At 65.0% G+C, this 13,099-nt stretch carries 13 protein-coding genes and 1 tRNA gene; 8 read left to right on the forward strand and 6 right to left on the reverse strand.

The features are described from left to right. Nucleotides 1-79 precede the first annotated feature (79 nt). The 3 genes from QUG03_RS02140 (at nucleotide 80) to QUG03_RS02150 (ending at nucleotide 3,747) form a co-directional block, all read left to right on the forward strand. Nucleotides 80-550 carry an Lrp/AsnC family transcriptional regulator gene (locus QUG03_RS02140; RefSeq protein WP_107800972.1) on the forward strand — a complete coding sequence of 157 codons (471 nt, stop codon included), beginning with the start codon at nucleotides 80-82 and terminating at the stop codon, nucleotides 548-550. 109 nt (nucleotides 551-659) lie between these two features. After that, a complete protein-coding gene (locus tag QUG03_RS02145) occupies nucleotides 660-2,930 on the forward strand; it encodes a TonB-dependent receptor domain-containing protein (protein ID WP_500819246.1) in 2,271 nt (756 codons plus the stop codon). A 256-nt stretch (nucleotides 2,931-3,186) separates the two neighbouring features. Then, nucleotides 3,187-3,747, forward strand: a complete 561-nt coding sequence (locus QUG03_RS02150; RefSeq protein WP_107800970.1) for a DUF2939 domain-containing protein — start codon at nucleotides 3,187-3,189, stop codon at nucleotides 3,745-3,747. Nucleotides 3,748-3,826: 79 nt separating this feature from the next. On the opposite strand, the gene QUG03_RS02155 is transcribed toward QUG03_RS02150, so the two are convergent. Together QUG03_RS02155 and rsmI are read right to left on the reverse strand one after the other, a co-directional pair. Then, a tRNA-Leu gene (locus QUG03_RS02155) sits at nucleotides 3,827-3,911 on the reverse strand. A gap of 82 nt (nucleotides 3,912-3,993) precedes the next feature. Next, complete coding sequence (rsmI, locus tag QUG03_RS02160) at nucleotides 3,994-4,890, reverse strand: 16S rRNA (cytidine(1402)-2'-O)-methyltransferase (RefSeq protein WP_488905418.1); 897 nt, start codon at nucleotides 4,888-4,890, stop codon at nucleotides 3,994-3,996. Between the two features lie 30 nt (nucleotides 4,891-4,920). Between rsmI and QUG03_RS02165 the strand changes: the two genes are divergently transcribed. The 5 genes from QUG03_RS02165 to QUG03_RS02185 all read left to right on the forward strand — a co-directional run bounded on the left by QUG03_RS02165 (nucleotide 4,921) and on the right by QUG03_RS02185 (nucleotide 8,582). After that, nucleotides 4,921-6,003 carry a penicillin-binding protein activator gene (locus QUG03_RS02165; protein WP_500819247.1) on the forward strand — a complete coding sequence of 361 codons (1,083 nt, stop codon included), beginning with the start codon at nucleotides 4,921-4,923 and terminating at the stop codon, nucleotides 6,001-6,003. Then, nucleotides 6,003-6,338 carry a YraN family protein gene (locus QUG03_RS02170; RefSeq protein WP_107800967.1) on the forward strand — a complete coding sequence of 112 codons (336 nt, stop codon included), beginning with the start codon at nucleotides 6,003-6,005 and terminating at the stop codon, nucleotides 6,336-6,338. The genes QUG03_RS02165 and QUG03_RS02170 overlap by 1 nt, the downstream gene beginning before the upstream one ends. 39 nt (nucleotides 6,339-6,377) lie before the next feature. Beyond that, nucleotides 6,378-6,968 carry a phosphoheptose isomerase gene (locus QUG03_RS02175; RefSeq protein WP_107800966.1) on the forward strand — a complete coding sequence of 197 codons (591 nt, stop codon included), beginning with the start codon at nucleotides 6,378-6,380 and terminating at the stop codon, nucleotides 6,966-6,968. Next, nucleotides 6,968-7,549, forward strand: a complete 582-nt coding sequence (locus QUG03_RS02180; RefSeq protein ID WP_227105528.1) for a BON domain-containing protein — start codon at nucleotides 6,968-6,970, stop codon at nucleotides 7,547-7,549. The genes QUG03_RS02175 and QUG03_RS02180 overlap by 1 nt, the downstream gene beginning before the upstream one ends. Before the next feature lie 235 nt (nucleotides 7,550-7,784). Next, complete coding sequence (locus QUG03_RS02185; RefSeq protein ID WP_500819248.1) at nucleotides 7,785-8,582, forward strand: DNA-binding protein; 798 nt, start codon at nucleotides 7,785-7,787, stop codon at nucleotides 8,580-8,582. A 17-nt stretch (nucleotides 8,583-8,599) separates the two neighbouring features. Here the strand turns inward: QUG03_RS02185 and QUG03_RS02190 are convergent, their stop codons facing one another. From QUG03_RS02190 to QUG03_RS02205, 4 genes are all read right to left on the reverse strand, one after another. After that, complete coding sequence (locus QUG03_RS02190) at nucleotides 8,600-9,793, reverse strand: sensor domain-containing phosphodiesterase (protein ID WP_107800963.1); 1,194 nt, start codon at nucleotides 9,791-9,793, stop codon at nucleotides 8,600-8,602. Nucleotides 9,794-9,937: 144 nt separating this feature from the next. Then, nucleotides 9,938-10,927 (reverse strand): Tim44 domain-containing protein, encoded by a 990-nt coding sequence (locus QUG03_RS02195; RefSeq protein ID WP_500819249.1) that lies wholly within the window; start codon nucleotides 10,925-10,927, stop codon nucleotides 9,938-9,940. Nucleotides 10,928-10,983: 56 nt separating this feature from the next. Further along, nucleotides 10,984-11,685, reverse strand: coding sequence for a tRNA (N6-threonylcarbamoyladenosine(37)-N6)-methyltransferase TrmO (gene tsaA / locus QUG03_RS02200; protein WP_107800961.1), 702 nt, complete (start codon nucleotides 11,683-11,685; stop codon nucleotides 10,984-10,986). 468 nt (nucleotides 11,686-12,153) lie between these two features. Then, the gene (locus tag QUG03_RS02205) at nucleotides 12,154-12,903 is read right to left on the reverse strand and encodes a GNAT family N-acetyltransferase (protein ID WP_107800960.1); all 750 of its coding nucleotides are present in this window, start codon (nucleotides 12,901-12,903) and stop codon (nucleotides 12,154-12,156) included. Nucleotides 12,904-13,099: the final 196 nt, after the last annotated feature.

Below are 13,099 nucleotides of genomic sequence, written 5' to 3' on the forward strand. Positions count from 1 at the left end.
ATTGCAAGTTGGTCTTGCTAATGGCATGCTTTTCGCAGGAACTGCAGCGGAGCAGACAGATAACGATGGGAAATTGCAAATGCAGCTTGACGCGATAGATTGCCGGATTCTTTCCGCATTGCAGCACAACGCCAGGCTCAGCAATCAGGATCTGGCCGACCAGGTGGCCCTGTCACCGTCCGCCTGTCTGCGGCGGGTGCGCGCGCTGGAAAGCCAGGGACTGATCCGCGGCTATCACGCCCAACTGGACCCGGCCCTGCTCGGCTACGAGCTGGAAGCCATCGTCCACGTGACGCTGGATCGGGCGCGCGAAGACTGGCATGAAGACTTCATGGAGCGCATCCGGCAGTTTGAGGAAATCGCCGCCGCCTACATCGTCGCCGGTCCCAGCAACTACGTGCTGCATGTCCGTTGCCGCAATCTGGCCGCCTTCAGCGGCTTCATCGTGGAGCGGCTGAACCGCATTCCCGGCATGCGCGACATCTGCTCCTATATTGTGATGCGCACGCTCAAGGATCAGCGCTGGCAAGTGCCGCTGGACGGTAAATAGCCGCGTGCCGGGTGGGGCCGGCGCGGAGAGTGGCTTGGTATAATTACCATTGTTAATGAGAATCATTAGCATTAACTTCGGCGCTCCTGAACCCCACCCCACCCACGCCATGAAATACCGGAGCCTTTCCGCCTGCCTGTTATTGTCGGCAGCCCATCCGCAAACCCTGCTGGCCGCCGAACCCGCGCCGCAAATGGAAACCGTCCACGTCAACGCCGAGCGCAAAGCCGCGCTCTTGCATGGCGAGGTGCTGGACGCGGAGCAATTGCGCCGCGCGCGCGGCACCGGCAACGCCGACATCTTCTCCGGCCTGCCCAGCGTGCAGGTCAACAATATCCGCAACGAAGCCGGCGCCATCGACCTGGGCATCCGCGGCCTGCAAGGCGAAGGCCGGGTGCCGGTCTTGATAGACGGCAGCCTGCAATCCACCCACACCGCCCGCGGCTACCAGGGCACCAGCGACCGCACCTATATCGATTCGGACCTGATCAGCAAGGTCAGCGTGGAGGAGGGCGCCAGCAACGGCGCCTTCTCCAGCGGCGCGATCGGAGGCCTGGTGCAGATGCGCACCTTGGGCGTCGAGGACGTGCTGCGCCCCGGCAAGGATTTCGGCGTGCTGCTGAAGGGCAGCGTGTACAACAACAACAAGACGCCCCGGGTGCCGGACGATGAGCGCGACCAGGTGTATTACCAGCTCAACAACGGCCTCAGCCCGCGCACCTTCAACAACGGCTCGGCCACGCTGGCGCTGGCCTATCGGCAGCCCGGCCTGGACGCCTTGCTGGCCTACAGCAAGCGGCGCACCGGCAATTACTTCGCCGGCAGCCACGGTTTCGACGGTTACCCGGAGGCGGTGGTGTCGCGCGGCCAGGAAGTGGTGAACACCAGTTACGAAAGCGATTCGCTGCTGGCCAAGCTGGGCTTCGCGCTGAACGACGCGCAGCGACTGAAGCTGATCTTCCGCCGCCACCGCCAGCAGGCCGGCGAACTGCTGGCCGCCTACTGGTACAAGAACTCCAACGACAAGAACTTCCAGGAACTGCCGCCGGGCGTGGAGTCCATGCCGCAATGGGCGCTGGGCAGCGCCGTCGTGCACGCCTACAGCGCCAACTACAGCTATACGCCGAGCGACAACAAGCTGATCGACCTGAACCTGGGCCTGTGGGCCACCGAGGCGGATCTGGACCAGCACAACGGCTTGTGGGCCGGCCGTCCCGGCGCGTCCTACGGCGATCAGTACATGCATGCCTACAACAACAAGCGCCATGGCTTCAATTTGCTCAACCGCTCGGAACTGGAGGCGCTGCCCTTGAGCCTGAGCTACGGCCTGGCCTTCCAGCAGGAGCGCACCCAGCCCACCAGCCGCTACACCGAGCAGCCGCGGACGCTGGTGGCCTCGCGCAACGGCGTGCGCAACGAGCGCAGCCTGTTCGGCAACGCCGTGCTGTCCTATCGCTGGGCCAGCTTCTCCCTGGGCGCGAATCTGCATGGTTCGACCACGCGCGACTATGCGACCAATCTGGAAGCGGATTACGCGCCCAAGCTGGATTTGACCGGCCAGGTCGATGTGCACCTGGCCAAGTGGCTGGATGTCTACGCCAAGGGCGGCCGCGCCTATCGCACTCCCAGCCTGTATGAAACCACCACCTCCTCCGAGGTGTTCAGCTACAACCCGTACAACCCCTTGCGGCCGGAACGTTCGCTGAACCTGGAACTGGGCTTGAAGGCGAGCTTCCAGGATGTGTTCCGCGATCAGGAACGCATCGGCTTCAAGGCCGCTTATTTCAACAACAAGGTGGCGGATTATATTTCCAGCGCCTGGCTGGACCGTACGCCGGGCATGCCGTCGTGGCAGGGCAATCTGACCTTCCTCAACTACGACAAGGTGGAGCTGCGCGGCTTCGAGTTCGGCGTGGACTACCACAGCCCGTCCTTCTTCGTGGAGGCCGCCGCCACGCGCTACCTGGACCCGGAAGTGTGCTCGGTGAACCAGGCGAGCCGGCGCGACGCCGCGGTGTGCAATCAGAACGGCTTCGCCTGGAGCCTGATTCCGACCCGCATCCCGCCCAAGAGCGTGTACGTGATTTCCGCCGGCAAGCATTGGCTGAACGGCGACCTGACCGTGGGCGGCCGCCTGAAATACCATGCCGGCAAGACCAATCCGGCCGGGTGGCTGAAAGGCACCGGCGCGCAACCGGTGCTGGAACTGGCGTCCGAGCGGCTGGTGGACCTGTTCATCGAGTACCGGCTGAACAAGCAGGTCAATCTGAATTTCAATGTGGACAACCTGACCAACCGCTATGCGGTGGACACCGGTTCCGTGATCAGCATGCCGATACCGGGGCGGACCATACGGATGGGGATGGAAGCGCGCTTCTGAGAACCTGTTCAGAGTCCGCTGCGCTTCGTGGAGCGTTGCACGGCGAGTACAAGCTCAAAATGCTCATGTACCCCTCGTACATTCCGCTTTTTCGCTCGTTTTCGCCTTGTCTCGCTCTGGCTCGCGAGACGTTGAACAGGCTCTGAGCCGCCGGCCGCGCGTTTTTTGCCGCGGCCGGCGGGAATCTGCGCGCCGGCCGGCGGTCTGTAGACTTTATGAGCCGCATGAGGCGGCCGCTTGATTCAGGGGGATAAACATGAGCATGAAAATGAAGTTGACGCTGGGCGCGGCGGTCGTGGCCCTGGGGGCGTGGTTCTACGCGACGCCGTATTTGGCGGTGCGGGGCATGCAGCAGGCCTTGGACGCGCGCGACGCGGCCAAACTGTCCGGCTATGTGGACTACCCGGCCTTGCGCAACAGCCTGAAAGAGTCCGTCGTGCCCAAATCGGTGCTGGACCTGAACCAATCCAAGGACAAGAACCCGCTGGCGGCGATGGGCGCGGCCATTGCCGACGCGGTGGTCGCCCCGGTGGTGGACGCCATGGTGACGCCGGAAAGCCTGGCCTTGATGATGCGAGGGATCAAGCCCAAGCCGGGCCTGCCGCAAGGCGGCGCGGATGAGCCGGCGGCCGGCGGAGGCGGCGCAGCGTCGACGGAGCCGCGCGCCGGCGTCGACACGGCCATGGGCTATGAAGACATCGATCGTTTCGTGGTGACGGTCAAGCAGAAGGACAAAGCCGAACAGTCGCTGGGTCTGGTGTTCAAGCGCGACGGCTGGTTGGGCTGGAAACTGTCGGCGGTGCGCCTGCCGGAATAAGAAGGGCTGCTTGAGACAACAAAAAACCCGCAGAGCTCGCGCTGTGCGGGGTTTTTGATGTTCGGCCTGCCAAAATCGCTGGTGCCCAGAGTCGGACTCGAACCGACACACCTTGCGGCGGGGGATTTTGAATCCCCTGCGTCTACCAATTTCGCCATCCGGGCGTCTTCGGCATTCCGAGAAGGAGAATAATAGCGATAGCAAATCGCTTTGTAAATCCTTTTTTCCCCGGCGCTTGGCCGCGGTTCACTCCTGCTTCAATTTAAGCGCCAAGTCGTAGAGCTGTTTGCGGTTGCCGTCGCAGATCTGCGCGGTCAGCGACGCCGCCTGCTTGGTGGGCAGTTCCGCCGCCAGCAGCTTGAGCACGCGCACGGTGTCTTCCGGCACCGCGTCGTCGGCGTCCTCGCGCGCCGGCGCGGCGTCCAGAATCAGCACGATCTCGCCGCGCTGCTGATTGGAGTCGGACTCCACCCACTCCAGCATGTCCTGGGCCGGCAGATTGCGGAAGGTTTCGAAAGTCTTGGTCAACTCGCGCGCCAGCAGCAGCCGGCGCTCCGCGCCCAGCTCCGCGACGATGTCGCGCAAGGTGTCGACGATACGGTGCGGCGCCTCGTAGCACACGGTCAGATGCGGCGCGGACAGCCATTGGCGCAGCGTCTTGCGGCGCTCGCCGCTCTTGGGCGGCAAGAAGCCGTGGAACAGGAAGGACGGCGCGGTCAGGCCGCTGGCGGACAAGGCGGCGATCACCGCGCTGGAGCCGGGCACCGGCCGCACCGGCAGGCCGGCGGCGCGCACCGCCTCCGCCAGCCGCGCGCCGGGATCAGACACCGCCGGCGTGCCGGCGTCGGACACCTGCACCACGATCTGGTCTTCGGACAGCCAGCGCACCACTTGTTCCGACATGCCGCGCTCATTGTGCTCGCGCAGGCTGACCAGGCGTTTGGCGTGAATGCCGTAGGCGGACAACAGCTGTCCGGTCACGCGGGTGTCCTCGGCGCAGACCACGTCGGCGGCGCTGAAAGCGGCCAAGGCGCGGGCGCTGATGTCGGCCAGATTTCCAATGGGCGTGGCCACCACATATAATGTGCCGCGACAGAAACTTTCCCTGGCTGATTCAAGCAGATGAGCGAACGAAGTATGCAAAGACTGACTCCGCTGTTGGTTGGCGTCTTGATGACTTGGTTGACGCCGACAATGGCGCAAACCCCGGACTATATCATCCAAAGCAATACCGCGCCGCTCAAGTTGTTGGGCCAGCAGGCGCCGAAACCGGCCGTGCCGGCGACCGCGCCGCGGGACGCCAGCGCGACGGCGGCGAAACCACAGCCGGCCGGCGGCCGCCTGCGCGTCGGCCTGCTGCTGCCCACCGGCTCCGCCACCCTGGGCGAGGCCGCCGCGGTGGTGCGCAGCGGCGTGGAGGCGGCGGCGCGCGTGGATCAGAACGCCGAGCTGGTGCCCATCGAGGCGTCCGAGGACACCGCCGTGGCCGGCTACAAGCAGGCCTTGGCCAGCGGGGTCAATGTGGTGATCGGCCCGCTGTCGCGCGGGGCCATCGCCGCGGTGGCGCCCGCGGTCACGGTGCCTACGCTGGCTTTGAACTCGATAGGCCGCGAAGTGCCAGCCAATCCCAAGCTGTTCTCGCTGTCGCTGATCGTCGAGGGCGAGGCGCGCCAGGTGGCGCGCCTGATGTACGAAGACGGCCGCGCCAACCCCTTGCTGCTGTTCGGCGCGGACAGCCTGTCGCAGCGGCTGCGCCAGGCCTTCATCGACGAATGGCGAAGCTTGAGCCGCGGCAAATCCCCGATGGCGCTGGAAGCCAAGCCGGACAGCCTGCCGGCGATTCTGCAGGCGGCGGTCGGCGCCGACGCCGTGTTCATGGCGCTGGACGCGCATGAGGCCGGCATCGTCAAGGCCGCGCTGGCGCCGGAACTGCCGGTGTACGGCACCTCCCAGCTCAACGGCCGCGGCAGCGCGGTGGCGCTGGCCGGGGTGAGGGTGATAGATATGCCCTGGTTCCTGATGCCGGAGCATCCGGCGGTGAAACGCTATCCGCGGCCGGCGGCGGCGTTGACGATGCAGACCGAGCGTCTGTACGCGCTGGGCGTGGACGCCTGGCGGCTGGCGGTGCTGCTGGCGGGCGCGCGGCAGCCGCTGGGCCTGAGGCTGGACGGCGTCACCGGCGATTTGAGGCTGGGGCGCGACCGCCTGTTCGAGCGCCAGCTGCCGATGGCGGTGCTGAGCGTGGAGCAGCCGTAGTGAATCTTCAAGGCCGGCTTGCCGAGGACAAGGCGCTGGCCTGGCTGCTGAGGCGGGGCCTGACGCTGGTGGAGCGCAACTGGTCCTGCCGCGGCGGCGAAATCGATCTGATCATGCGCGATGGGCGCTACTGGGTGTTTATCGAGGTGCGCCATCGCGCCAGCGCGGCCTTCGGCGGCGCGGCCGCCAGCATAGGGGCGGCCAAGCAAAGGAAACTCATGCTGGCCGCCGAGGTCTATCTGTCCCAAAAGGGAATAGACGCGCCATGCCGTTTTGACGCGGTATTGACCGTGGGCGAGGCGGAGCCGCAGTGGTTGCAGAATATTTTCATGTAGTGCGATGGGTCGACCGACCCTAAAAGATAAGGATGTCCCATGGATTTGATTGACCGCGTCAGCGGGCATTTCCTGGAAAGCATCGCCGTCAAGCAAGAGGCGATGGAGTTGTTGTCGCCGGCGATAGCCGCGGCGGCGGAACAGATGGTGGCTTGCCTGATGAACGAAGGCAAGATTCTGACTTGCGGCAACGGCGGTTCGGCGGCGGACGCGCAGAACTTCGCCGCAGAAATGGTCGGGCGCTTCGAGAAGGAACGCCCGGGCCTGGCGGCGATTTCATTGGCCACCGACAGCTCGGTCCTGAGCGCGATCGGCAACGATTACGATTTCGACATGGTGTTTTCCAAACAGGTCAGGGCCTTGGGCCACACCAACGACCTGCTGCTGGCGATTTCCGCGTCCGGCAACGCCGCCAATGTGATCGAGGCCATCTACGCGGCGCATGAGCGCGGCATGAGCGTGATCGCCCTGACCGGCATGGACGGCGGCAAGGTGGCCGAAATCCTGTCGCCGGAAGACATACAGCTGATTGTGCCGGCGCTGCGTCGTTGCCGGATTCAGGAAGTGCACACCCTGATGGTCCACGCCCTGTGCGACACCATCGATTACATGTTGTTGGGAGGTGAATGATGAAGCGTCGCGTATTCGCGGTATTGCTGGCTGCTGGCTTCAGCAGCGCTCTGAGCGGTTGTTTCGGCGTAGTGGCGGCGGGCGCGGCCGGCGGCGCCTTGGTGGCCACGGATCGCCGCACCAGCGGCGCCTATGTGGACGACCAGGGCATAGAATTGAAAGCCGCCGACCAGATCGGCAAGCTGTTGCCGTCCGCCCACGTCAACACCACCAGCTTCAACCGCGCGGTGTTGCTGACCGGCGAAGTGCCCAGCGAGCAGGCGCGCCAGCAGGCGGAGCTGACCGCGCGCGGCATCCCCAATGTGCGCCGCGTGTTCAACTACACCGTGGTGGCGCCGGCGTCCGGCTTCTCCGAGCGCAGCAGCGACACCTGGGTGACCAGCAAGGCGCGCACCCGCCTGCTGGACGGCAAGGGCTATAACCCGAACAACGTCAAAGTGGTGACCGAGCGCGGCGTGGTCTACATGCTGGGCATGGTGACCCAGGCGGAAGGCGCGGCGGCGGCCAAGGTGGTCAGCGAGACCTCCGGCGTGCAGAAAGTGGTGACCTTGTTCGAATACATCAACGACATCGCGCAGTAAGGCGGATGTCCCGCGATCACAAGCCCGGCTTAGGCCGGGCTTTTTCATTGTTCGGCGGCGGGGCGGCGGAGAATTCCTGGGTTTTTTAGGAAAAATCCTATGTCCGCTCGCCGGCGCTTCTGCTGCAATCTGCCTTGCTGCCGAAACCTCGCGTTTCGGCGCAATTTCTGACGCCCGGTTTTGGCCGGGCGGTACCGGCAACGCAGTTGGCAAAGATGGGCGAGGACGCGGCTTTATGAACCAGGCGGGCAAGATATCGGCGGAGGCGCGGGAGCGCATCATCGCGGCGGCGACGGAACTATACGAGAAGTCCGGCCGCCAGCGGCACCCTGCCGTCGACCAGGTCCGCCAGCTGGCGGGGGTGGACATGGATGCCGCCAGCGTGGTGCTGAAAGACTGGCGACGGGTGCAGCCGGCGACGGCGGCGGCCCTGGACGGCGAGGTGCCGGAAGGCGTCAGCCAGGCGGGGATGGCCGCGCTGGAGGCGATCTGGACCCAGGCCAAGGCGCTGGCCAACGACAGCCTGAGCGCCGCCCAGACGGCCTGGGAGCGCGAGCGGGCCGAACTGGATCATCTGCGCGCCGAACTCGCCAGCGCTTTCGAACGCCAGGCGGCGGAGCTGGACGCCACGCGCCGCCAGTTGTCGGCCTCCCTGGCCTTGACCGCGCAGCAGGCGCAGGACCTGGCGGTGGCGCAGCCGCAGGCGGAGGCGTTTCGGGAGCGCATGGACAAGGCCGAGGTCCGGGTTGGCGAACTGGAGCGGGAGCTGTCCGAGGCGAAAAGCCTGTTGTTGCGGTCTCAGAACGAGTTGCGCCTGAGCGCCGCCGACGGCCAGGCGGCGGAAATGGCGCTGGCCAAACTGCGCGGCGAATTGCTGCAATCCAGCGCCAGCGCCGCAATGAAGGCGGAAGTGGCCCGGATCAAGATGTCGCCCAAGGCAGGCGCCGCGCCGGAGGCCGGCGAGGAGGACGAATCCTTGAAGGCCGCCTACACGCCGCAGCCCGCGGCCGAGGACATCCTGAAGTTTCGCTGATCCTGGCGCGGCCGCCGTCAGTGCTGGGGAATCAGCACGTCGGCGCACAGCACGTGCATGATCTCGTCGATTTCTATCGCCATCGAGATGGTGACGCAGGAGCGGGTGTCGGTCATGGACAGATAAGGCTCGCTCATATACAGCACGCCGGGCTGATCCACCGCGTGTTGAAAGTAGCTGCGCCGCGACCAGACCGCGCCGGTGGTGTCCACCAGCGGCGCGAACTTGGGATTGGCGGCGGCCCGCGGCTGGCGGCTGTTCAGGTTGCGGCCGATCTGGCGTCCGGCGCTGTCCAGCAGGAAGCAACGCACCACGTCCGGCAGCGCCAGCATGGGCTTGGCGGCCAGATCGAACGGCGTGCCCTGCATCAGCGAGATGGCGCTTTGCACGAAGGATTGCCGCGCCAGCTCGATCTGGCGTCGCGTCAGTTTGCGTTTCAGCAGCTCGCGCGCCATCAGCTCGTCCCAGCGTTCGTCGATGCGCGGCGTGATGACGTGGTCCTGATCCGGCTGATCGCTGGGGTGGGCGACGAAATAGCCTTGCACCAAATCGCAGCCCGATTCCAGCGCGATCAGCACGTCCTGATCGGTTTCTATCCCTTCCTCCACCACCAAGGCACCAATTTCGTGCATCAGCCGCACCAGCTTGGCCAGCAGGTTGCGGGTGCGCGGCTGGTGGACGGCGGCGCGCAGCAAATGGCGGTCGAATTTGACCAGGTCCGGCTCCAGTTGGCAGACGCGGTCCAGATTGGAATGGCCGACGCCGAAGTCGTCGATGGCGATCAGGAAGCCGCTGCTTTTCAGCACATTGACGCCTTCGATCAAGGCCTCGTCCACTTCCAGCACATGTTCCAACACTTCCAGCACCACCTGGCTGGGGTCCAGCCCGGCGGCCTTGATGCCGTTGGCCAGTGCCATCGCGCGTTCCGGCCGCGACAAGGACGCGGCGTCGATATTGAGAAACAGCCAGCAGGGATGATCGCTTTGCATCTGGCTGAAACGGACGGCATGGGCTTCGCTCACCGCCAGATCCAGCTGGTGGCGGCGTTCGGGCGAGACGACGGAATAAAAAGCCTCCGCCGGCGTCAGCGGGGACGTGTCCTGTCTGGCGCGCAGCAAAGCTTCCATGCCTATCGTGCGGCGATGCGCCAGACTGTAGATAGGCTGGAAGTGACTGCCGAGTTTCAAGCCGGCATGCTCGAATTCTTTCATGGAATAGCTGCCCTCCGTGGCGCGGACTCTACGGCCGGTATTGTTTTTTTGCCTGAAGCAATCGGCATTCCAGTTTAGTGCATCGCCATTAAAAATAAAAAACGGGCCATGCGGCCCGTTTGGATAAAGATGTTAAGAAGCTTGCTACTGTTGGATGCCCGCCACCAACCACTTGCCGTTGGTGCTGTCGTCCTTGATGTAGTGCCAGTATTCGGAGAACGGCTCCGCCGACGCGCCCACGGCCTCGCTGACCGTGCCGGAGAAGCGCACGCTGGCGATGTAGCGGCCGCCTTCCATGCTGGCTTCGGACAGCTGGCAGTCCAGTTGCGGGAAATCGGCCACTTCGGTATTGGCGGCGATGTCTTCGCGCAGCGCGTTGAACAGGTCCGGCGTCATGTACTTGCGCACTTCTTCGAGGCTTTCCGTGCTGTTCAGGTTTTGCAGGTGCAAGAAGGTGGCCTTGGCCTGACGCAGGAAGTGCGGGGTCTCGGTGCCGTCCGGCAGGCGCGCGGGCGCCTCGCTGATCGCGCCGCCGCCAAAGCCGGCTTGCGCGCCGCCCAGGCCGGAGCCGATTTTCGGGATGGAGTCGAAACGGGCCGGTTCTTGATAGCCGCCCATATTCTGCGGCATGCCCGCTGCTTGCGGCGCAGCCATGGCCGGACGCGCCGCGCCGGCCTTGCGGCGGAAGAACATGTAGCCGCCTGCCAGCACCAGGCCCAGCAGGGCCAGCGTGCCCCAGGGCATGCCGCCGCTCTTCTGCGGCTGCTGACCTTGGGCTTGCGCCGCCAGCGCCGGATCGGCGTTGCCGTTGGCTGCGGCCGGCGCTTGTTGCTGGCCGCCTTTGTCGCTCATGGCGGAGCCCAGCATATAGCCGGCGGCCGCGCCCGCGGCGCCTGCGGCTACGGCGGTGCCGATGCCCGGGCCGGACTTGGGTTGAGCTTGAACCGGAGCGGGCGCTTGCGCGGGCGGCGCAACCGGGCGCGCCGGCGTTTGTTGTTGGTAAGAACGGGTGGGGGCCGAGCGCTGCATGCCGGCGCTCTTGCCTTTACCTAGGCGGGCCGCTTCCGCGAACGGAGCGGCCAACATGGAAACCATGGTGAAGGCGAGCATGATCGTCTTCGCGCGGGTGGTCATATTTGCTTTTTTCCTGAGTGGTTGGTATCGCCCCGGTATGACTGGGGCGCAAAAGATTAGTTCGGGGTCAACGGCTGAATTTCAATGACTTGCGCATGGTTTTTTTCCACGCGGAAACGCACATTCCAGTGGTGCAGCGCCACGCCGTAGACCCGCTGCGGGTCGTCTTGATAGGCCGGGCGCGGGTCCTGGGCCAGCACCTGTTCCACCAGCGCGGCGAAATCGCCCGGCAGGTCGGCTTCGGCGGCCAGCTGCGCGCGCGCGGCGGGGTCCCAGCCCACGCTCAATTGCGGCGGCGGGCCGTCGACAAAGCCGCCGCGGGCTTCCGGCCGGGCTTCGACGAAGGGAATATAGGGCTTGATGTCCAGCACCGGGGTGCCGTCCAGCAGATCGGCGCCCTCCAGCGTCAGCACCACCTTGGGCTGGGTGTCCACGCGCAGCAGCCGCACCAGGGACAGGCCCAGCGGATTGGGGCGATGGGTGGCGCGGCTGGCGAACACGCCGACCTTGGCGTTGCCGCCCAGCCGCGGCGGCCGCACCAGCGGCTGCCAGCCGCGCTCGGCGGTTTGATGGAACACGAAGCTGATCCAGACGTGGGAAAACGCGTCCAGCCCGCGCACCATGTCGGGGTGGTCGTAGGGCGGCAGCAGCTCCAGCGTGATGCGGGCGGCGTTGACCAGCGAGGGCTGGCGCGGGATGCCGAATTTTTCGCGGTAGGGCGAGCGGATCACGCCCACCGTGTCGAAGGTGTAGCTCATGGCCGGATTGTAGCATTGCTGCCCCACCGCTTTATTCCCGCTATGCCGAAGAGAACAGCCGCGCAAGTAAAGCAACGGCAGCCGCCAATGCGCCTATGCCCAATATCAGAGAGATCGAAACGTGGAGCCAGAAACGGAAGGACCGGTCTTGTCTCAAGATGTTTGTCCGTGATCTGTAATCATGGAATACACCGGTATGGATGGCTGTGCGGGTATGGCTCAGGGAGGCACAAGCAAGAAAAAGCAGCAAGGCGATGAGGGCGCAGCCGCGTAGCATCGGGTAAGCGCTCTGGAGCAGGCTGGCGAGGATTAGGAGCAAGAGCAGGATGGGCGCAATGGCGAGGGTTACCGAGGGAGGCCTGGGCATGATGGTGCTGGGCGGACAGTGAATTCGTCCATCATGCGGCTTGTGGCTGCAAAATGAAAGATGCGCCTGACGGCGCATCTACATTGGCAGCTTGGTACAGATCAGCCGACGAAGTGCTTGTTGTAGCGGCTGCTCAGCCGGCCCATGGGCAGCAGCATGAAGAAATCCGCGCAGTTGAAGTCCGGGTCCCAGGCCGGTTCGCCGCAGATATAGGCGCCGGCGCGCAGATAGCCCTTGATCAGCGCCGGCAGCGGCGCGGAGGGGGCGTCGTCGCGGACCCGGTCCAGCGGCAGCGGCAGGTGGGGGAACACCCGCCATTCCGGCGGCGACAGATGCTTGGCCTCCAGTTGGCGGTACAGGCTGACCGCCTGGTGGCCGCCGTCGCTCAGCGAGACGCTGGCGCAGCCGGCCAGGTATTGGCCGCCGTGCTGTTGCACGTAATCGGCGAGGCCGGACCAGAGCAGGGCGATCACTGCGCCGGAGCGGAAGTCGCGGTGCACGCAGGAGCGGCCCACTTCGATCAGGCCGGCGCGCAGGTGGGCCAGCCGGGTCAGATCGAATTCGTGTTCGGAATACAGGCTGGGCGCGCGGCGCGCCATGGCCGGGGACAGCATGCGGTAAGTGCCCACCACCAGGCCGCTGGCGGCATCCTCCACGATCAGGTGATCGCACAACTCGTCGTATTCGTCGCAATCGATGCCCAGGTCGCGGGAGCCGAGCTCCGCGCCCATTTCCCCGGCGAACACATCGAAGCGCAGCTTCTGCGCGCGGCGGATATCCCGCGCTTCACTGGCCACGCGCACGCTTAGGCGCGGTTTGGCGCTCACGGCAAGCTGTTCATTTAGCAGCATGTTTTGCTCCCTTTTGTGGTGAGTCCCATGCTAGGCAGCTTGTTTGACGCGGCGATGTCTTTAATATGACTATCGGGTGACCGGCGCTTGACGCCGTCGTTACCGGCTGGGTTTATTGAAATCAACGACTTACGCTGGTTCAGGATTTGGCGTAGAATAGGCCGTTTTTCCGTTCGATTTGCTCTTTCCGACAAAG

The organism is Chromobacterium sp. CCUG 30098 (assembly GCF_059916605.1).